The organism is uncultured Methanobrevibacter sp. (assembly GCF_902769175.1).
In the GTDB taxonomy this organism is placed as follows: Archaea; Methanobacteriota; Methanobacteria; order Methanobacteriales; family Methanobacteriaceae; genus Methanobrevibacter.
This window is the reverse complement of sequence record NZ_CACXNW010000001.1, coordinates 105,467-127,172: the sequence shown is the minus strand read 5'-3', so window position 1 is coordinate 127,172 and position 21,706 is coordinate 105,467. Positions and strand designations below refer to the sequence as shown.

20 protein-coding genes and 1 pseudogene are annotated in these 21,706 nt (G+C 32.7%); 3 read left to right on the top strand and 18 right to left on the bottom strand.

What is annotated here, in order from left to right:
- The first annotated feature begins 181 nt into the window (after nt 1-181).
- The 3 genes from QZV12_RS00485 to QZV12_RS00475 are packed head-to-tail and all read left to right on the top strand — an operon-like array spanning nt 182 to nt 3,981.
- Complete coding sequence (locus QZV12_RS00485) at nt 182-2,131, top strand: hypothetical protein (protein WP_295615551.1); 1,950 nt, start codon at nt 182-184, stop codon at nt 2,129-2,131.
- Nucleotides 2,124-3,053: a pectate lyase-like adhesive domain-containing protein gene (locus QZV12_RS00480; protein ID WP_295615550.1), complete on the top strand. Its 930-nt coding sequence runs from the start codon at nt 2,124-2,126 to the stop codon at nt 3,051-3,053. The genes QZV12_RS00485 and QZV12_RS00480 overlap by 8 nt, the downstream gene beginning before the upstream one ends.
- A 58-nt stretch (nt 3,054-3,111) precedes the next feature.
- Nucleotides 3,112-3,981 carry a hypothetical protein gene (locus QZV12_RS00475; RefSeq protein ID WP_295615548.1) on the top strand — a complete coding sequence of 290 codons (870 nt, stop codon included), beginning with the start codon at nt 3,112-3,114 and terminating at the stop codon, nt 3,979-3,981.
- A gap of 515 nt (nt 3,982-4,496) precedes the next feature.
- On the opposite strand, the gene QZV12_RS00470 is transcribed toward QZV12_RS00475, so the two are convergent.
- The 18 genes and pseudogenes from QZV12_RS00470 to hcp form a co-directional block, all read right to left on the bottom strand.
- Nucleotides 4,497-4,709 (bottom strand): hypothetical protein, encoded by a 213-nt coding sequence (locus tag QZV12_RS00470; protein ID WP_295615546.1) that lies wholly within the window; start codon nt 4,707-4,709, stop codon nt 4,497-4,499.
- Nucleotides 4,693-5,562 (bottom strand): hypothetical protein, encoded by an 870-nt coding sequence (locus QZV12_RS00465; protein WP_366925515.1) that lies wholly within the window; start codon nt 5,560-5,562, stop codon nt 4,693-4,695. The genes QZV12_RS00470 and QZV12_RS00465 overlap by 17 nt, the downstream gene beginning before the upstream one ends.
- Nucleotides 5,559-6,263, bottom strand: a complete 705-nt coding sequence (locus QZV12_RS00460; protein ID WP_295615543.1) for a hypothetical protein — start codon at nt 6,261-6,263, stop codon at nt 5,559-5,561. The genes QZV12_RS00465 and QZV12_RS00460 overlap by 4 nt, the downstream gene beginning before the upstream one ends.
- Before the next feature lie 405 nt (nt 6,264-6,668).
- A pseudogene (locus QZV12_RS13600) lies at nt 6,669-6,872 on the bottom strand (hypothetical protein); the annotation flags it as partial.
- A gap of 3 nt (nt 6,873-6,875) precedes the next feature.
- A complete protein-coding gene (locus QZV12_RS00455) occupies nt 6,876-7,970 on the bottom strand; it encodes a hypothetical protein (protein ID WP_295615541.1) in 1,095 nt (364 codons plus the stop codon).
- A gap of 510 nt (nt 7,971-8,480) precedes the next feature.
- Nucleotides 8,481-9,629 (bottom strand): hypothetical protein, encoded by a 1,149-nt coding sequence (locus tag QZV12_RS00450; RefSeq protein ID WP_295615539.1) that lies wholly within the window; start codon nt 9,627-9,629, stop codon nt 8,481-8,483.
- Between the two features lie 74 nt (nt 9,630-9,703).
- On the bottom strand, nt 9,704-9,976 hold the full coding sequence (locus QZV12_RS00445) for a hypothetical protein (protein WP_295615537.1): 273 nt from the start codon (nt 9,974-9,976) through the stop codon (nt 9,704-9,706).
- Between the two features lie 160 nt (nt 9,977-10,136).
- Complete coding sequence (locus QZV12_RS00440; RefSeq protein ID WP_295615535.1) at nt 10,137-10,715, bottom strand: hypothetical protein; 579 nt, start codon at nt 10,713-10,715, stop codon at nt 10,137-10,139.
- Nucleotides 10,716-11,209: 494 nt separating this feature from the next.
- Nucleotides 11,210-11,716 carry a hypothetical protein gene (locus tag QZV12_RS00435; protein WP_295615534.1) on the bottom strand — a complete coding sequence of 169 codons (507 nt, stop codon included), beginning with the start codon at nt 11,714-11,716 and terminating at the stop codon, nt 11,210-11,212.
- 12 nt (nt 11,717-11,728) lie between these two features.
- On the bottom strand, nt 11,729-12,925 hold the full coding sequence (locus QZV12_RS00430) for a hypothetical protein (protein ID WP_295615532.1): 1,197 nt from the start codon (nt 12,923-12,925) through the stop codon (nt 11,729-11,731).
- Nucleotides 12,926-12,954: 29 nt separating this feature from the next.
- Nucleotides 12,955-13,338, bottom strand: coding sequence for a hypothetical protein (locus QZV12_RS00425; RefSeq protein ID WP_295615530.1), 384 nt, complete (start codon nt 13,336-13,338; stop codon nt 12,955-12,957).
- Between the two features lie 427 nt (nt 13,339-13,765).
- Nucleotides 13,766-15,211: a hypothetical protein gene (locus tag QZV12_RS00420; RefSeq protein ID WP_295615528.1), complete on the bottom strand. Its 1,446-nt coding sequence runs from the start codon at nt 15,209-15,211 to the stop codon at nt 13,766-13,768.
- 402 nt (nt 15,212-15,613) lie between these two features.
- Nucleotides 15,614-16,762, bottom strand: coding sequence for an aldo/keto reductase (locus tag QZV12_RS00415; protein WP_295615526.1), 1,149 nt, complete (start codon nt 16,760-16,762; stop codon nt 15,614-15,616).
- Between the two features lie 137 nt (nt 16,763-16,899).
- The gene (ilvD, locus tag QZV12_RS00410; RefSeq protein ID WP_295615524.1) at nt 16,900-18,555 is read right to left on the bottom strand and encodes a dihydroxy-acid dehydratase; all 1,656 of its coding nucleotides are present in this window, start codon (nt 18,553-18,555) and stop codon (nt 16,900-16,902) included.
- Between the two features lie 98 nt (nt 18,556-18,653).
- Nucleotides 18,654-19,070: a type II toxin-antitoxin system VapC family toxin gene (locus QZV12_RS00405; RefSeq protein WP_295615522.1), complete on the bottom strand. Its 417-nt coding sequence runs from the start codon at nt 19,068-19,070 to the stop codon at nt 18,654-18,656.
- Nucleotides 19,067-19,297, bottom strand: a complete 231-nt coding sequence (locus QZV12_RS00400; protein WP_295615520.1) for an AbrB/MazE/SpoVT family DNA-binding domain-containing protein — start codon at nt 19,295-19,297, stop codon at nt 19,067-19,069. The genes QZV12_RS00405 and QZV12_RS00400 overlap by 4 nt, the downstream gene beginning before the upstream one ends.
- Before the next feature lie 423 nt (nt 19,298-19,720).
- On the bottom strand, nt 19,721-20,050 hold the full coding sequence (locus QZV12_RS00395; RefSeq protein ID WP_292786388.1) for a cupin domain-containing protein: 330 nt from the start codon (nt 20,048-20,050) through the stop codon (nt 19,721-19,723).
- Between the two features lie 121 nt (nt 20,051-20,171).
- Nucleotides 20,172-21,470: a hydroxylamine reductase gene (gene hcp / locus QZV12_RS00390; protein WP_295615518.1), complete on the bottom strand. Its 1,299-nt coding sequence runs from the start codon at nt 21,468-21,470 to the stop codon at nt 20,172-20,174.
- Nucleotides 21,471-21,706: the final 236 nt, after the last annotated feature.

The window sequence follows — 21,706 nt, the reverse complement described above, 5'->3', positions numbered from 1 at the left end:
TGTTTGCAAGTGCTTGCATTCATAATACTTTCTACATGTGGTTTATTTAAGTTTTAAAGTATGTTAGCAAGTGTTTACATTAGAAAAACTTTATATATTCATTTTTTTAGAATAATATCAGCATACTATACTTTAGGATGATATTATGAACTTGAAAATAATTTTATTTTTTTCTATAATTTTGCTTATTTTATCAGCAGGTGCTGTTTCATCAGCTGATACGAATCAAATTGATGTAATAGATTCATCTGGATTTGGAGATGAATCTTTAGATGTTGAAGATCTTTCTGAAAGCACAGATTTAGCTGATGAAGATAATCTTATTTTACAAAAATCTGGCAATTCTGTTGACAGTGACAAAGGACGTTTATTGGATGCTATGGAAACTAATGACGATTCTTTAGATGATGAAGAATCTTGGAAAGTAAATCCTGAGTATTCTGGAAAAATAATAAGGGAACAGACTATTCCAATTGATTTAAGACAGGACAAAGATGCACTAAAGGAAAAGTTAAATGCTAAGGAGTCACTTCCTGATGTGACCTGTGAAGCTTATGAACTTGAAGATTTTAACTTATATGTGACATTTATGGACAAAAGCGGTACAGATTCAGCTGAGATTATACGTGAAAAGTTAAGTGAAAGGTATCAGGTAATCATACCAAAGGAGCATTCCAACACTCTTGTTTTAAAGCAGGATATTCGTCCAATAGATAAAAAGATTATAATCAAAATCACTAATGGCAAGGATATCATCATTGATGGTCAAGGCCATACAATTGATTTGAAGGGAAGCAGCAAGCATGACCATTACTTTGTAGTCAAATCAGGCAATGTGATCTTTAAAAACATAAACTTTATCAACGGTTACAATAAGGACGGCGACAAGGGAGGAGCAATCTCCTTTGAAGATAAAGCTATAGGTACAATAATCAACTGTACATTCAAGAACTGCTGGGCAGAAGATCACGGTGGAGCTATAGCAGACAGAACCGGAAACAAATTAACAGTGATAAACTCCACTTTCATAGGAAATAAGGCAAGTGATGACAATGGTGGAGCAATCTTTTGTAAAGGTCCTTTGTATGTTGAAGGCTGTTTGTTTGAATCAAATAAGGCGGAAGTAGATGGTGGAGCTATTTTCTGCGAAAAGGATGTGAATGTGATAAGATCTGTATTCAATTGCAATAAGGCATCTGGTGCATTAGCCCATCAGTGTTATGGTGGTGCTATACGTGCTAAGGGAAATGTCTATATCGATAATTCCACCTTTGAAAACAATACTTCTGAAGATTATGGCGGGGCAATCTATGCAAAAGACATCAAGATTAACCAAAATCAGGGTAAACAATCCATTAACACATTTTTCATTAATAGCGAGGCTGAAGACAACGATGGTGGAGCACTTTATAGTGAGGGTTGTGTTTTGGCCAATAACGCATTGTTTAGAGGAAGTAAGGCAGAAACTTATGGCGGTGCAATTTTCTGTAAAAATGATGTGAATGTGAGTGGATGTGTATTTGATTCCAATAAGGCATCTGGTGCATTAGCCCATCAGTGTTATGGTGGTGCTATACGTGCTGAGGGAAATGTCTATATCGATAATTCCACCTTTAGAAAGAATTATTCTGCAGATAAGGGTGGTGCTGTTTATGCAAAAAAGATTAAGGTAAATCAAAATCAAGGCAAACAATCATTTAACTCCTTTTTCATTGAAAACGAAGCTGGAGACAATGATGGTGGTGCATTTCAGGCTCTTGATGATGTTTTATTCAAAAATGCATTGTTTAGAGGAAACAAGGCAGAGGCAAGAGGTGGTGCAATTTGCACTTGTGAGGATATGTCAGTTAGCAATTGTTTATTTGAATCCAATAAGGTATCTGGTGCAACAGTTGAGGATTGCGTTGGTGGTGCTATATTTGTTGAGAAAAAGGCCCATATCGATAACTCTACATTTATACATAATTATGCAGAAGAAGGTGGAGCAATTTTTGCTGGATATGTCTATATAAATATGAATCAAAATGAAATTCAACCAACTAATTCCTTCTTAATTGAAAACGAGGCTTGCGATGAAGATGGAGGTGCTATAAAAGCTTTACATGCTGTCAATGTAAAATGCATTGTTTAGAGGAAACAAGGCAGAGGATGAAGGTGATGCAATTTATACACACGGTGATTTTAGTTATAGTCCAGTGAATATATATGATTGTGTGTTTGTTAATGGTAATTCAGTCAAGGGGAAAATTCACGAATACTCTTCAAATGGTTCATTTAATTCATTAAGTGATCTGATTAATGACAATGATGACACTGAAATTAGCTTAAACCGCAACTATACTTTCAATAGCACATTTGTTGATGATTACCTTTTTACTCCTGGAATCAAAATTAATCGTTCATTGACTATAAATGGAAATGGATTTACTATAGACGGTTCACATAAGGCACGGATATTCAATATATCTTCTGATGTTCATGTGAAGTTCCTAAACATAAACTTCATAAACGGAAATGCAGATAGGGATTTTAGAGTTAATGGTGGAGCCATATATTCTCTTTATAATGATTGTTGTCTTGTTGAAAACTGTACTTTCATTGCCAACACAGCAAATTTTGGTGGAGCGATGTATGGATGTACTGTAAAAAATTCTGTTTTCATTAACAACAATGCAAAATATGATGGAGGGGCTGTAAATTCTCTTTATAATGATTCTTGTCTCGTTGAAAACTGTACTTTCATTGCCAACACAGCATATATTGGTGGAGCGATGTATGGATGTACTGTAAAAAATTCTGTTTTCATTGATGGCAATGAAAAACCTGATGGTGGAGTTATATTTTTGAATTATAAAGATATTGGTGCTAAAAACATTACTTTCAGTGGCAACAAAGCAGATTATGGAGGAGCAATGGCGGAATGCACTGCATACAATTGTATTTTCTCTGGAAACACTGCAAATATCAATGGTGGTGCTTTATATAAGTGCATTGCTAATCTCCTACGAGCATTAATATCTAATTCGTTCCATTCTGGGTGGTGCTTTATATAAGTGCATTGCTAATAATTGTATCTTCAGTGGAAACAAAGCAAATTGTGATGGAGGTGCAATGAAGGATGGTAATGCTATCAACTGTACCTTCAATGACAACACTGCAAAGAATTGTGGTGGAGCAATGAATGGAGGTACTGCAAGCAACTGTAGCTTTATATTTAACTATGCAAACATCGGTGGAGCAATGAATGGAGGTACTGCAAGCAACTGTAGCTTTATGTCTAACTCTGCAAACTCTGGAGGTGCAATGAATGATGCTGTTGCAGATAATTGTACCTTCACAGGAAACTCTACAAACTCTGGAGGTGCTATGGAAGGTGGTTTTGCAAGCAACTCTACATTCTATGGCAATACTGCAAACTTTGGAGGTGCAATGCACTATGCTAATGCAAGCAACTGTACTTTTATCTCTAACACTGCAAAAACATATGGTGGAGCTATGAACGGAGGTTTTGCTAACCAATCTATTTTTTACTTCAACGAAGCAGAACATGGTGGAGCAACATTTTGTGTAGATGCAAGCAACTCAACCTTCAGCTTCAACACTGCAAAATCCAATGGTGGTGCTATGTACCATGGTATCGCAAGAAATTGTACTTTCGATAACAACACTGCAAAACTAGATGGTGGAGCAATAGGATATGGTGATGCAAGCAACTGTACTTTCAGAAACAACCTTGCAAACAATAGAGGAGCAATGGTTGAAGGAAATGCAGACAACTGTACATTCATTGGAAACAATGCAAAACATAATGGTGGAGCAATCTCCAAAGGCAATCCATATAGATGTATTTTCGACAGTACCACCGCAGACTATGGAGGAGCCCTCTACCTTATCTTTGCACCTGTATCTGACATAGGCTGTACCTTTATAAATAACACTGGAAGAGTTTCAGGTGATGATGGAATTTACATAAGTAGCTAGCCATTCCTTAAAATCACTCTAGTGATGATCTTTTTTAATATGAATTAGTCCTATCCATTTAAAATCATGAAAAAAGGTTTTATATTAAAATTTTTAACTCTTTTTTCTCCATTTTTATTTTCTTGTGGTTTTATATTAAAATTTTTAACTCTTTTTTCTCCATTTTTATTTTCTTTTAATCATAATAGTCCCTTTTTAGATTTTAAAAAAATATTGTTCTCAATAGTATATTTAAAAAAGAGTACAGATAAAGATTTTTGTATATAAGTGCTCATTTGCATCTTAAAATAGAAAACAAATGATAATATTCCAATATAAACTAATTAAAAACAAGGTTAATAGGTTAAAACTAAAAAAAAGAAATAAAATAGAAATAATTAATCAACTAAAAAATTCTTTTAAAAAAAGAACCATAAGCTAAATTAAATCAACCTATAAATAAAAAAAGAAAGGATAATGAATAATTTATTTAAAATTATTCACCTAATAATAATGAAAACTCTAGGTGGAAAGGATTATCCAGTCCACATTCCAACAGAGAGATAAAGACCCAATATAAATATCGGTGCCTCCTTAGTCTCTTGCCTTGCTTTAATCATCAATGCCTGATAAAATCCCAACAAAAACATCATATCCTGCTGATAAGACCACCATCGACCTGAATAGCATCCACCACACTCAAGGAATTCCTTGTTGATTTTAATCAATGCCTCATATATACCCCTCAAAAACATCATATCCCTGCTGATAAGACCACCATTTACCTGAATAGCATCCACCACAGTCAAGGGATTCCTTATTGACTTTATTATCATAAAAGGATGAATGTGCTCCATCCCACATGTTTACTTGTGGTGAAGCAACTGCTCCACCAAGATTGCCTACAAAATTATGATGGAATGATGAACCATATATATTTTCAGCCGCGTATGCAAGCAATGCTCCACCATAATTGTCTTTTATCATTGTTCCTATAGCGGAATTATCTGAAAATTCACAGAATTGTACAATAGCATCATTACAGTAGGCAGCTCCACCATCTTCATTTGCATGATTGTTTGTAAGCTTTGAATATGATATTCTTAAATCCTTCTCTGCATACAACGCACCACCACAGTCATCGTTTGCAATATTATATGTGAAGAAAGATGTAACATCTGTTAAATTATCAGCTTTTTGGTTAACATAAATGTTTTTAGCATATACCGCTCCTCCATAATCCGCTGCATAATTATAGTCAAATGAAGAGTTTTCAATAGATACATTTTCTTTAGAGCGAATTGCACCACCATAACATTGGCTGACTTTTGCACCTTTTGCCTTATTGTATTTAAAGAAACAACCGATTACTTCAACATTATTTTTACAGAATATCGCTCCACCATCAACTTTAGCATTATTGTAAGTGAAATCAGACCTTTCAGCATATAATTTGCCTTTTGAATAAATGGCACCACCCTGATCATCACTAACATTGTTGTTTCTAAAGAAACAATTTTTAATGATCAACTTTTTATTTACATCATTGTAGATTGCCCCACCATAATCCTCAGCCCAATTGTCAGTTAAGTTACAGTTTATGAGAGTGTATGAAGCAGATCCACCAATATAAATTGCACCACCCTTCTTAAGGTCATTATTATGACCATTTTAATATTAAGGTTCTTCAATATAATATTTCCTTTTTTGGAATAGAATGCAAAACACTTATCAGCCTTTTTACAATCTATGGTATGGCCCTGACCATCAATGGTTAAATTCTTGTTGACTGTAATCTTGGAATTTTTCCCACCGAAATAATCAGAATTCAAATGTAGAGTTGAACCTTCTTTAGTCATATTCACCAAAGTTTGAAGGTAATTAAAAGTACCAGTACCAACCTTTGGAACTCTACCAACATCAATAGAAGAAACCCCATTATTCACTGTAACAATAATCTTATCAGAAGAAGAAGGAGCAGCTTTTCTTGCAGTACCATTATCCTCAATAGAATGAGTATCGTTTTTAACGGCAACATCAGTTTCATCATCAGACAAATCAATATCATCTGATTCATCACAAACTTCTGCCTTTTTGTTTTCGTAACCTCTAGGAAGTTCCATCCTTGGCATTGCCTTATGATCATTTTCAGAAATAGAATCATCAACAGCTAAAGACTCATCATTAAAATCAGAATCAGTTACATAATCATCATTTATATCACTTGCTGAAACAAGACCAAGACCTGCAACAGCAATTGATAAAACTATTAAAGCTAAAAATATTTTATTAAACTTATTCATAATCGTCCCTTTTTTTTATATTTTAAAAAAAAATTGTTCTCAATATTATATTAGAAAAAGACTATATATAAAGATTCTCGCATGTAAGTGCCTACTGCACCTTAAAATAGAAAATAAAGAATAATACTCCAATATAAACTAATTTAAAACGATAATTATTGGTTAAATCTAAAAAAAATAATTAAATGGAAATAAAAATTAAAAAAAATAAAATAACAGAAATGAAATAGAAATAGTAAATGAATAGAAATAGTAAATGAATAGAAATAGTAAATGAATAGAAATAGTAAATGAATAGAAATAGTAAATTAAATAGAAAAAGCAAATTAAATGAAAATAAAAACTAAAAAAAATAAAAAGTAATAAGATCCCCTATTAATTTAGAAGAAAAGGGAAAGAGAGAACTTAATACTTGCAATATAAACTTGCATAAATATCTTGTTTAGTGACAAAATCAATTCCTTGAATATTTAGAAAATTCCACTCACAATCAGGAATTTCTACAATACAATTACACCAAAAGGAAAGAGAAGGTTCATAAACATATAAATCATCACAATCTATTGCTCCACCAATATATCTTGCTTGATTATACTTGAATGTACAATTTCCCTATATGTGTACATCATCCTTTGCAAATATTGCTCCACCTTCACATTGTTTAAATGATGATCCTTCTGCATGATTTGAAAGAAACTGACAATTATCCAAATAAGCATTAGTACAGAGTACTGCTCCACCATCCTCATAAGCCTTATTCTCATTAAGATCTGCATATGACATTTTTAAAGTTTCTTCTGCATACAATGCACCGCAATCATTGTCATCAGCAGTATTTCCAGCAAATAAAGACAATAGGGATTGACCTTGGTTTACATATATGTTTTTAGCATATACTCCTCCACCATAATCTGCAGCAAAATTATTTGAAATGGTACAGTTCTCAATAACCACATCTTCCTTAGAGCATATTGCACCACCATAACATTGGCTACTAGCTCCTTTAGCAACATTGGATGTTAATGATGAATTAAATACTTTCACATTTTTATTGCAGTATACAGCTCCACCATCAAGCCATGCTCTGTTATTATCCAATATGGAATTTTTAATTATCACTTCCCCATTAGAAAATACTGCACCACCACTGTCGTCATCTGCAGTGTTTCCTTTTAATAAACAGTTAATGAGGGTTAATGGCTTATTTACTTCATTATAGATTGCACCACCATAATCATCAGCCCAATTGTCTATTAAGCTACAGTTAATAAGGGTGTATTGAGCTGAACCAGTGATATAGATTGCACCACCCTTATCTGTGTGATCATTGTGACCATGGATTATGCTAAGGTTTTTCAATGTTATATTTCCACTGCTGGAGTAAAATGCACTACATCCTCCTTGATATAAACAATCTAATGTATGGCCGTGGCCATCAATTGTCAAATCTTTATGGAATTGGATTCTGGAACCATAATTTCCATTATAATCCCTATATAAATGTAAAATAGAACCGGCAGTTGCATTGTCTATTTCAACTTGAAGATCATCAAAAGTACCGGAAGTTTTGCTTTCCTTGCTTGAGTCATATCCATCTGTAGACTCTTCCATTTTTAGATCAAAAACTTTTACAGATTTTTCCTCTTCTTCAATTTCAGGTTTCTTTAATTCTGCCTTTTTATTTTTGTAATTTCTAGGAAGTTCCATCTTTGCAATTACCTTATGATCATTTCCAGAAATAGAATCGTCAACAGCTAAAGATTCATCATTAAAATCAGAATCAGTTACATAAGCATCATTTATATCACTTGCTGAGGCAAAGCCAATGCTTGCAACAGCAATTGATAAACATATTAAAGCTAAAAATATTTAATTAAATTTATTCATAATCGTCCCTTTTTAGATTTTAAAAAAAAAATTGTTCTCAACATTATATTTGAAAAAGACCATATATAAAGATTTTCGCATGTAAGTGCATACTTACATCTTTAAATTTTAAAAAAAAGATTAAATTAACGTTTATTTTAATTATTACATATTAATTAATCTTAAAATAACGATTAAAGACAGTACACAGTTTAAATTTTTTAAAAAAATTGGATTTTTTCAATCAAAAATCATTGCAAAAATAAAATTATCGAAACCCTAAGAATTTAGATTGATGCAAAATTTAAAAAAAAATGAAGGAAAAGGAAAAATTTAGAAATCCATAGGAAGTCATAAACCTTCTGTATAAACGTCAAGATTATAAGTATAAGCACACCATTTACTTGTTACATAGATTTTGGTATGATCACCTTTTTTGATAGTATTATTATAAAAGCAGACGTATGCACCGTCCCATATGTTTAGTTCTGGTGAAGCAACTGCTCCACCATAATTATCTGCAACATTATTACAGAATGAGGAATTATATAAATTTGCAGCTGCTTTTGCACGCAATGCCCCACCAAAACAATTTACCAATGCTCCTGTAGCACTATTGTATGAAAAATCACAACTCATTACAGTTGCATCATTACAGTAGGCTGCACCACCATCTTCTTTTGCATGATTGTTTAAAAGCCTTGAATTTGATATCTTTAAATCCTTCTCTGCATACAATGCACCGCCATTATTATCCCCGGCCTTATTGCCGCGGAAGAAAGAGGTCATGTCTGTTAAATTAGATGATTTTTGGTTAACATAAATGTTTTTAGCATATACAGCCCCACCATAATCCTCAGAAGTGTTGTTTTCAAAGGTTGAATTGTCAATGTAAGCATTTTCTTTAGTGCGTATTGCACCACCGTAACATTGAGCGGAAAATATACCAGATGCCTTATTGAATTTGAATACAGATCCGATTACATTCACACCTTTTTCACAATAAATAGCTCCACCATCTACTTTAGCATTATTTGAATCAAACAAACAGCCTTCAACATACAATGGACCTTTACAAAAGATTGCCCCACCATTGTTAGCTTTTGCTTTATTGCCTATGAAAGTGGAATTGATCACAGTTAATTTATTTTTGGTTCTGTCTGCCACCGCACCACCGTGGTCTTCAGCCCAACAATCCCTGAATCCACAGTTGATTATTGTACCAACAGCTTTGTCTTCAAAGGATATTGCTCCTCCTTTGTCGCCGGCCTTATTGTAACCGTTGATGAAGTTTATGTTTCTAAAGGTCACATGTCCTGATTTGACTACAAAGTAATGGTCATGACTGCCGCTTCCCTTCAAGTCAATAGTGTGTCCTTGTCCGTCAATGATAATGTCTTTCTTTTGATTGATGGTTATGATAAGCTTATCTTTAATTGTTTGGATGTCGTTTTGTAGACAAAGAACGTTATAATATCCCTCATCGATTTTTGCCCCCATACCATCTATACATGATTTAAGTCCCTTAAGATCCTCTGCATCACAGATTACATTATATGAGTTAACATTAACTTTTACTGTAGCAGAGTTCCCATAATATCTCTCATCTCCTTCAAATGTGATTTTTGCATCATAGGTTCTGGGTGAAATCCCTTAACAGGGACTTTGATTTGACCATTTTTGTCTGTTGTATAATTTGCTTTGCCCTTCAAGTCAACAGAAATCGGCATAGCATCTAAAGGATTGCCATCCTCATCCCTTAAAGTAATCCTAAGATAAGCATCATTCTTCCAGTCTAAAGTCAAATCAGATACAATTATTAAGGCAGGAAATTTTAATAATTCCACTCTTGCACTTGTAAAAGATGACAAATATTTATCGTTTCCTAAAATGTGATGGCTGCAAAATGTATGCCTGAACCAAGTTCCTTAATCGGAACCTTTGCTTGGCCATTCACATCAGTAGTGTAATAAGCATCCCCTTCCAATTGAACATATAATGGCAAATCTATTTTACATTGCTGTTCAAATTATTAGTTGTCTTTGCTTCCAATTGAACATATAATGGCAAATCGCTTAAAGGATTTCCATCACAATCCCTTAAAGTGATTACAAGAAAATCATCATCTATAAGGTATGCACTTTTATCCTCTGCATATAAGCGAGTTGGAATCATAGACTTAGAATCTTCAACTATTTCCACATTTCCAGTATCAGAAGAGGTAGAATCATTTACAACCTCATCATCAGAAACAAAAGACTCAGAATCATTAACATCCCCATCATCAGAAACAAAAGACTCAGAATCATTTACAACCTCATCATCAGAAATTAAAGACTCGGAATCATTAGCATTTCCATTTATTTCTGCTGATCTTTTATCATAATCTCTAGGAAGTTCCATCATCGGCCTATTGGAATCATCATTTTGAGAAATTAAGTCCTCAGAAACTGAATCATCAACATCCATTGATTCATCATATCCTGAAAAATCTGTTCCTTCATCACTCATATCAGCTGCAGAAACACAGCTAACACTTACAATAGAAATTAATAAAACCAAAAAAAGCATTAGTATTTTATTCATAAAGTATCCCCGTTTAAAAATTAATTAAGTTATCTTATCAAATATTTAAACAAGACCATATTTAAAGATTTTCGCATGTAAGTACTCACTTGCACCTTTAAATAACAAAAAGAGTTTAAATTAGTCTTTATTTAAATTACTACATATGAATTAATCTTAAAATAAGAATTAAAGTATATATTCAGATTAAATACTTAAAAAAATTGAATTCTTTTCAATCAAAAATCATTGGAAAAATAAAATAATCAAAAACCTAAAATTTTAGATTGATGCAAAATTTAAAAAAATAAAAATAAAGAATGAACGAGTGTTCACCAAAAGAATAAAAATCATTTCAAAAAAAAAAAACTTCAAAAAGCCCTTTATTTTAAGAATAAAGAAAGAGATTCTTATAAAAATATATTTTTGGCGAGTTCTCTATAAATAAAACAAAAATTTTGTTTTTAAAAGACCTTTTGGACAGTCCCAATTTTAAAAAAAAATAAGGTTGAGAATTATTTAAAAGAAACATAACCTCCCCAATAAGTAAGATTTGAATTTCTAAAACCGATGCTACCTCTAATATCTTCCTGTGTCCAAAAAGATTTTTCTATTCCTGAAGACTCGTCACGATAGTATACAGCGCCCATTTGACCAACATGAGCCTCATTAACTATGAATTCAACAGAAATATCATAAATATATGCACATCCACATTCTATTCCTGCTCCATACTCCGCCGAATTGAAATGAAATAGACAATTTTTATATAAGTACACATCATCTTTTGCATATAGTCCCCCTCCTTCACATTGTGAAAATGTTGCTCCAGATGCACTATTATCCTCACAAACACAGTTGTCTAAAAATGCATTTTTACAGAATATTGCACCACCATCTTCATATGCAGTATTTAAAAATAGATTAGCATATGATATTTTTACATCATCCTCAGCATACAAAGCACCGCCATCATTATCCTTTGCAACATTGCCTATGAATAAAGAAGTCGCGGATGTCAAATTAGATGAATTTTAGTTTACATAAATGTTTTTAGCATATACTGCCCCACCATAATCCTTAGAAGTGTTGTTTTCAAAGGTGGAATTGTCAATGTAAACAGTTCCCTTAGCACATATAGCACCACCATAACACTGATGAGCCTTAGCGCCAGATGCCTTATTGAAATTGAATACAGATCTTATTACATCCATATCGTTTTCGCAGAAAATAGCTCCTCCATCCACTTTAGCATTATTTGATTCAAACAAACAGTCTTCAACATATAAAGGGCCTTTACAAAAGATTGCTCCACCATTGTCATCGCTTGCCTTATTGCCTATGAAAGTAGAATTTATGAGTGTTAATGTGTTTCCAGTTCTGTCTGCTATTGCTCCACCGTGGTCTTCAGCCCAGCAGTTCCTGAAGGTACAGTTGATTATTGTACCAATAGCATTGTCTTCAAAGGATATTGCTCCTCCTTTGTCGCCGGCCTTATTGTATCCATTGATGAAGTTTATGTTTCTAAAGATCAGATGTCCTGATTTGACTACAAAGTAATGGTCATGCTTGTTGCTTCCATTCAAGTCAATGGTGTGTCCTTGTCCGTCAATGATAATGTCTTTATTTTGATTGATGGTTATGATAAGCTTATCATTAATTGTTTGGATGTCGTTTTGTAGGTGAAGAACATTATTATAGCCTTCTTCGATTTTTGCCCCCATAGCGTCTATGTATGATTTAAGTGCCATAAGGTTCTGGGCATCACAGATTACATCAAATGAGTTAATCTTAACTTTTGCTGTTGCAGAGCACCCATAGCATCTCTCATTTCCACCAAATGTGATTTTTGCATCATAGGTTCCTGGGTGAAGTTCCTTGGTAGGAACTTTGATTTGACCATTTTTGTCTGTTGTATAATTTGCTTTACCATTCAAGTCAACAGACACAAGGACATCAGTTAAAGGATTAGCATCAGAATCGATTAAACTAAGCACAAGATAATCATCATCCTTCCAGTCAGCAGTCACATTAGATACAATGATTAGAGATGGAACTTTGAATAATTCAACTCTTGCTGTTGTAACAGATGCACCATATTGCTTGTTTCCTAAAAATGTTATGATTGCAAAATGTACTCCTGAACCAAGTCCCATAATAGGAACCTTTACTTGGCCTTTCACATCAGTTATGTAAACAGCATCCCCATTCAATTGAACATTTAATGGCAAACCGCTTAAAGGATTGCCATTACAATCCCTTATGTGATTACAAGAGAATCATAATCCATACTGTATGCAATTTTATCCTCTGCATATAAGCTGGTTGGAATAATAGCATTAGAATCTTCAACTATTTCCACATTTCCAGTATCAGAAGAGGTAGAATCATTTACATCCTCATCATCAGAAATAAAAGAATCAGAATCAGTATCATCATCATTTATTTCTGCTGATTTTATATCATAATCCTTAGGAAGTTCCATCTTCGGCTTTTCGTAATCAGCATTTTGAGAAATTAAGTCCTCAGAAACTGAATCATCAACATCCAAAGATTCTTCATATCCCGAAAAATCTGTTCCCTCATTGTTCATATCAGCTGCAGATACACAGCTGACACTTACAATAGAAATTAATAAAACCAAAAAAAGCATTAGTATTTTATTCATAATTATCCCAATTTATTTAATTAATAACTAAATATCTTATTAAATGTTTAAACAAGACCATATTTAAAGATTTTCGCATGTAAGTACTCACTTACATCTCTAAATTTTAAATAAAAGATAAATTAATCTTTATTTAAATTTTTAAAAGATTAATCTTAAAAATAAAGTTAAAAAACAGTTTAGCATTTTAAATTTTAAAAAAATGGAATATTGACAAGCCAAAAAAAAAAGAAAATCAAACCTTAAAAATAAATTAAATTAAAAAAGAAAAAAAGAAAATTAATCATCAATACTAAATATAAATAAAATAAAAAAATAAAGATTTTTTAAATGAAAATAGACATATTGTGATTAATCTTTACAGTCTGATAGAAATAAAAAAGAAAAATAAAAAAGTTAAAATTTAAAATCTAATATGAATATCTGCATCAACATCATGATTTAATGCTAAAGAACTGTTTCCATACCAAAAATATCCATAAGGAAGATCCTTAACCGCCCTATTGCCCAAAAATTTAACACTAGGGTGACATAAATATAAATCTTCAGCATCTATTCCTCCATGATGCTCAGCTTCATTACTCATAAAACTACAATTTTCATATAAATATACATCAGAATCTGCATATATTGCTCCACCTTCACATTCTTCGATTTTTGCTCCCATTGCTTTATTATTTCCAAAATTACTATTAGACACATAAGCGTTATCACAGTACATTGCTCCACCATTTTCATATGCACTATTATGCCAAAATTCTGTGCCAAATACTTTTACAGTGTTATCAGCATACACCGCCCCGCCATCATTATCTTCTGCCTCATTATACAGAAAGACTGAAGGTTCTGATTTGGAGGAATATCTGTTTATACATACATTTTCGGCATATACCGCTCCACCATCAACTTTAGCCTCATTAGACTCTAATGTACAATATTTAAGATACAATTCGCCTTTTGAATAGATTGCACCACCACTGTCATCACATGCTTCATTGAATTTGAACAAACAATCCTTGAAAGATGAGTATTTGTTGCAATTTATATAGACTGCTCCACAATAATCATTTGCATTATTATATTTAAAGGTGGTATTTATAGCTTCCACAGCCCCATTTGAAAAGATTGCTCCACCGTCATCATCATCTGCTTCATTTCCACTGAATAGGCTATCCCTTATGAATAAAGCGTTAGGACCCGCGTTATATATTGCACCACCATAATCATCAGCCCAATTGTTAATGAACTTACAGTTTATGATAGAATACTTAGCCTCTTTTCCAATGAATATTGCACCGCCCTTATAATTGTCGTCATTATAACCATTGGTTATGTAGAGATTCATTAAGGTGACCTGTCCCATAGTGGAATAAAATGCAATACAGTCTTCTGCAGACTTACAATCTATAGTATGGCCTCTACCATCAATGGTTAAATTCTTGTTCACTATAATCTTAGCTTTCTTTTTTCCATAATAATCTTTGTTTAAAACTACAGTGTCCCATGATTCGGCATTATCAATCAAAGACTGAAGTTCTTCAAAAGTACCTGATCTGTTTATTTTAGGAGCTATAATTTCAGTATTAGAATAATTAGCAGGAATCTTAGGACCAATAATCTCTATAGTCTTATTCTTCTTTTTATCATAATCTCTAGGAAGTTCCATCATTGGTCTTTCCCCACCATCATTCCTATTGTCTGAGACTGAAATGGAATCCTCAATATCCAAAGAATCATCAGAATCAGACAAAACAGTTAAATCAACATCAGTCATATTAGCTGCTGAAACACAGCGAATACTTACAATTGAAACTAATAAAATTAAAAAAAGCATAATTTTTTTATTCATAAGTCTCCCTACCATTATTTAATTTGATTTTAACAATCATATACTACATGTTTTAATTTAAAAAAGAGAATATATAAAGATTTTCGCATGTAAGTGCTTACATACATCTTAAATTTTAATAATAGAGCATAAAAAATATGTTTTATATGTTTAAGCAATGTATAAACTTTAAAATAAATTTAAAGGCATCAAATGATTTAAAAACTAAATACTAAAACTTACATTTGAAAGTATTTTAATAAAAATAAAAAAATAATGATAGATAAAAAAAGAATAAAAACTAAAAAAGGAAAAAATAAAAAATAAAAAAAGAATAAAAGCTAAAAAGAAGAAATGAAAATAAATAAAAAAGAAATAGACATGAAAGAGTTTAAAGATTAACAAGTTTGAATGAATGAAATATCATTCAAATAGCTTTTTAGCCTTTTCCATGATTTCAACAATTCCTACATGGAAAGGACAACGGTCTTCACAACTGCCACATGCTATGCAATCAGAGGCATTGTAAGCCAAATCATTATGATGAGCCCTGATTGATTCCGGAACCTCATCATGGTGTTTTGCAAGATCATAAAACTTGTTTACCTTTGCTATGTCAATGTTTGCAGTGCATGGTGCACAATGACCGCAGTAAGTGCATTGACCTTCATAAGAGTTTTTAGGTGCATTTACAAGGACTGAAGCATAGTCTTTTTCCTTAAGGCTTGCACTTTCATATGCAATTGCCGCTTCCACTTCTCCCACATCCTTTACACCAACCATGATTGAAGCAACTGCAGGTCGGCTAAGGCAATATTCAATACAATGAACAGGAGTCAATGCCACCCCAAATGGAGAATCTTCAGCAGACAAAAGCCTTCCACCAAAGTATCCCTTCATCACTACAAGAGGAATGTTCTTTTCCTTGCAGATTTGATATAGCTCTGCCCGTTCAGGAGCTAAACCTTCAAGTTCCTTATCATTATAGGTGTCATCTTCAATATAAACTTCTATATTATTAATGGATGCCAACATGTCAAAAGCGGGATTTATGCTAAACATGATGAGTTCAATATCTTCCACTTCAGTAGCCAAAAGGGCTACAGTTGGACTGTGTGTGCTTAATCCAATATGTTTAATTACACCATTTTCCTTTTGCTGTCTTACATATTTGATGAATTCCCCATTCATTATTTCTTCAAAATCCTCGATTTCATCAACAAAATGAATCATTCCAAAATCAAGATAATCTAATTGAAGGCGTTCCATAAAGTCTTCAAATGCAGGAATCACCTTATCCATTTCACGAGTGCGAACATACTGCTCATCCTGCCAGGTTGAACCAAAATGGCCTTGAATAATCCAATCCTCTCTTGTGTCCTTAATTGATATTCCAATATTGGTTCTGACATTAGGTTCGCTCATCCAGCAGTCAAGGAAGTTTATGCCCTCTTTGTGACAATAATCAATTATGTCCTTTGATTCATCTAATGTTTTTCCTTGAAGCCATTCAGCTCCTAGACCTATTTCACTGACTTTAATGCCAGTTTTACCTAATTTTCTATATTTCATTAATTAACTCCACAATACATTTTATAAAGTAAGAATATGTTCCATCGATTAAACTTAACCGATAATACTTTTCTATTAATTACGAATAATTGAAAATTTCATAAAAAAAATAAAGAAAAAATAAAAAATTAAAAGAGCTATCTTAAAATAGCTCCTTCATCAGCTGAAGATACTGAACGTCTGTAGATGTTTAACCATCCTTTGACTTTCTTTTCAGGAAGATCTGCATTTGCAATTCTTTCCTTGATTTCCTCATCAGACAATTCAACACTTAATTTTCCATTAGTGATGTCAATTTCAATAATGTCTCCATCCTTCAATGCTGCTATTGGACCACCGCTCATGGCTTCAGGAGATACGTGACCTATGCAAGGACCTCTTGTACCACCAGAGAAACGTCCGTCTGTAATGAGACCTACATTTTTAATGCCCATTCCCATAATAGCTGAAGTTGGGTTTAGCATCTCTCTCATTCCAGGACCTCCTTTTGGTCCTTCACATCTGATTACAAGAATGTCTCCTTCATTAAGTTCATGATTGAAAATAGCTTCTACAGCATCCTCTTCACTATTGTAGACTTTTGCAGGTCCTTTAAGATGCATCATATCTTCAGGCACTGCTGCAGATTTTACAATGGAACCATTTGGAGCAAGATTTCCTTTAAGGACTGTAAGTCCACCAGCTTCATGAAAAGGATCATCAAGTGAGTGAATAACTCCATTTCCAGTGACTTTTGCATCTTTTAAGTTTTCTTCCAAGGTCTTTCCAGTACAGGTCATAACCCCTGTGTCTAATTTTGACTCTATTGTCTTTAATACAGCAGGAATACCACCATCTGCATGCAAATCTGCCATAGTGTCTTCACCTGCAGGGGATAAAAGTGCAATGTGAGCAACCTTATCACTGATTTCATCAAATAAGTCTAAGTCTGCATGAACTCCCTTTTCTTCAAGCTCATATGCAATAGCTGGAATATGAAGTGCAGTATTGCTTGAACCACCAAGAGCCATATCCATTGCAATTGCATTTTCAAAGGCTTCTTGAGTCATAATCTCAGATGGCTTTAAGTCTTCCTTAACCATTTCCACAATTCTTTTACCGCTTGCTACAGCCAATTCCTTCTTTTCATCACTTAAAGCAAGGGCAGTGGCACAGGTAGGTAAGCTCATACCAAGGGTTTCAGTTATGCAAGCCATTGTATTTGCTGTAAATAATCCAGAACAGCTTCCAGCTCCAGAACATGCAGAGCATTCCATTTCATATAATTCCTCTTCAGTGATTTTTCCTGAAGACAACTCTCCTACCGCTTCAAATACAGTAATCAAATCTGCATTTTTACCTTTATAGCTTCCAGGTGCCATAGGTCCCCCAGTTACAAATATGGAAGGAACATCCAATCTTGCAGCTGCCATCAGCATACCTGGAACAACCTTATCACAGCTTGGAATCATTACAAGACCATCAAAGCAATGACCCATTGTCATGCTCTCTACAGTGCTTACTACAATTTCACGTGAAGCAAGAGAGTATTTCATACCTTCATGGTTCATAGCAATACCATCACAGATAGCCATGGTGTCAAATTCAAATGGAATTCCTCCAGCTTCTCTTATACCTTGCTTTACATATTCCACCAATTCCCTTAGGTGAATATGTCCAGGTACAATATCTGTGTAACTGTTTGCTATTCCAATGAATGGCTTATCAAAATCGTCATCCTTTAATCCACAAGCACGTAGCAATGATCTATGTGGTGCTCTTTGCACTCCTGATTTTACCTTATCACTATTCATAATAATCATCCAATTAAAATTAAAATTTAATACATAAAAAAATATTTTATTGCTAATTGTTATAATATTCTAATATACGTCAATACCTATTTAATTATTTAACTTATTATATCCACTTCATCATTTCTTTGAAATTCCTTATCAAATGTCACTATCCCATCTAATTCAAATAGTTTTGCTGTTTCAATAATCGAAGAATCTGTAAACCCAATCTTTTGGTTATTGGAATTGTTCATTTTATTATATCTTGCCATTACCCTATCATTAAAATCAAAACAATCATATTCATTGATTATAGTGAAATTATCTTTTAAAAATCTATAAGTTTTTAATGCGACTTCAGGATTTGATTTTTGGCCAATAATAGTGACAACTTCATCTACAATATGATTTGTAATAAAACGTTCATTATCAAATATATTTTTATCATCCTCTAAAAGAATAGCTCTTTGATGAGATTCATCAGATATTAAGATATAAGCTACAATAAAATTTGTATCAAATAATATTTTCATTTGTAAAGCTCCTTTTCTAAATTTACAGAATTAGTTTTATATCCCAAATCAATAGAACCTCTCATCTCTTTAAAAGTTACTTTTTTTCTAAAATTTAATGTTACTTTACCATCATCATCTAAAATCCACTCTATAATATCATCTGGACCAATATTACATTCTTTGCGTATTTTAGCAGGGATAGCTGTTTGATTATTCTTATAAATTTTTGTATCTGCATAAATCATAATATCACCAAATACAATTCATTAATTTTTATTAACTATTAAATATATTATAACTACTAAAATATGTATTAACAGTTATATTTAAAATTAACTTTCAAATTAATAATTACCTATCAAAAATAAATAAAAATTATTAAAGAAGGAGAGTGATTTAACATAAAACTAAATTAAACTGATTGATTATAGAAAACTATTTAATTTTTATTATATAACCATTATAGAAAAATTAGAAGAGTTTTAATGAAATTAAAGCAATATTATAATTAAAATGTAAAAATAAAAAATAGTCAAAAAAAAGAGTTTGTAAAAAAGTTTAGGCTTAAAATCAGAATACTGATTTTTACTTTTAAAGAAATCTGATAAAATTAAAATAAGCCTATAAAATTTTACAGTTTCCAAAAAGAAATAAAAAAGAAATTAAATCTAATCTGATTTAATCATAGTTAAAACCATTTTATATGGTCCATTAACTGCTTGCAAAGCATGTGGAACATTTGCAGGCATTATAAGGAATTCCCCTTTTTTAACTGTGTGAGGTTCTCCTGCAAGTGTGATTTCCGCTTCACCATCGATTATTTGAACCATAGCATCAAAAGGAGCACTATGTTCACTTAATCCTTGTCCTTTATCAAATGCAAAGACAGTTACAGTACCAAGTTCCTTTTTGATTACTTCCATGCTCACAACAGAGCCTTCCTGATATTCTATCAAGCTTTCCATTTCAATTGGTTTTCCTTTTAAATCCATAGTCATTTCTCCTTTTAATTATTATTATGTTAAATTTTTTATATGATTTTAACCTTTTTTTAAATTTTGAAAATGAATTTATACGATTTTAACATCTTTTCAAATTTTGAAAATAAAATTATGGGATTTATCCCATAATCTTTTTGATATCCTCTTTTGGAGTGGATATTGGAGTCAAGTTGAAGTTTTCAACCAAGACATTCAAGATATCCTCATTAGCCCATGCAGGAAGAATCGGTCCAATGAACATATCGGTTTTTCCAAGATATAATAAGGTCCAGAGGATAGCAGCTGCCTTTTGTTCCATCCAGCTTAATACAATTGTAAGAGGCAATTCATTCAATTCCATTTCAAACAAGTCACACAATGCTACAGCAAGATCAATAGCTACGATAGCATCGTTACATTGACCTAAGTCCAATAGTCTTGGAATTCCTTCAATGTCTCCAAGGTCAAGATCGTTGAATCTAAACTTGTTACAAGCAAGAGTTAATACAATTGTGTCTTCTGGCAATTCTTGTACAAACTCTCTGTAATAGCTCATTCTTGGGTTTGGAGTGTCACAACCAGGTACAAGGAAGAATCTTTTTATTTTTCCAGCAAGGACTAATTCCTTGATTTGAGGTGCTAAAGATAAAATAGTGCTTAGTCCGAAACCAGTTGTTATTGTGCTAGTTTCTTCAGCTTTTAATCCGCCTAATTCAATGGCTTTGTCGATTAGTGGCTTGAAATCGTAATCTTCTATAACTTGTGCATCAGGAATCTTTACAATATCCATAGTGAATAATCTTTCAGCATACTCCGGCTTTGGCAAGAGCACACAGTTTGTTGTACCTAAAATAGCTGCATTGTATTCTGCAAATATTTTCTTTTGGTCAATCCATGCTCCACCTATTTGGCCAGCTAAGGATTCATATTTGCTTAACTCAGGATATCCGTGAGCAGGCAACATTTCACTGTGGGTGTAAACCTTTACATCGGTTCCTTCAGTTTGCTTTAATAATTCTTCTAAAGCCTTTAAGTCGTGACCGGTTACGATGATGGCTGGACCTTCTTGAGCCCCTACCTTTACTTCAGTAGGAACCGGTTCACCAAAGTTCTTGATATGAGCTTCCTTAAGCATCTTCATAACCTTAAAGTTAGCTTCACCAGCATCAAGCCCTAACTGTACCAAATCGCCAACATCAAAGTTTACGTTTGTTAATGTTGAGTATAATCCTTTGGTCAAAAATTCATCTACAGAGTCATCGTGAACTCCTAATTCATTGCAGTGGTAGTTGTAGGCAGAAATACCTTTCATTGCAAAGATCAAATTGTCTTGAAGTCTTGCAACTGTAGCATTTTTACCGCATACCCCCGCATTTGTACATGCACTGCCTCTTGCAGTTTGGGAACATTGATAACAAAACATGTTGAAATCACTCATAAACACACATCCTTTTTCTAATATTAAATAAAATTTTAAATCTTATTTTTAGATATAATTTAACTTCTCTCTAAGACTAGAAAATAGAAATTCCAATTGCAACATAGTTTTATTAAAATCAATAAATAGGCCTAAATAAGAATTTTAATAATCAAGCTTTTTATATAAAATAGCTTGAACTATACAAGAAATTTTTTTCTATTTTTATTCTTATTGTAAGTAAAGATATTTTTTAT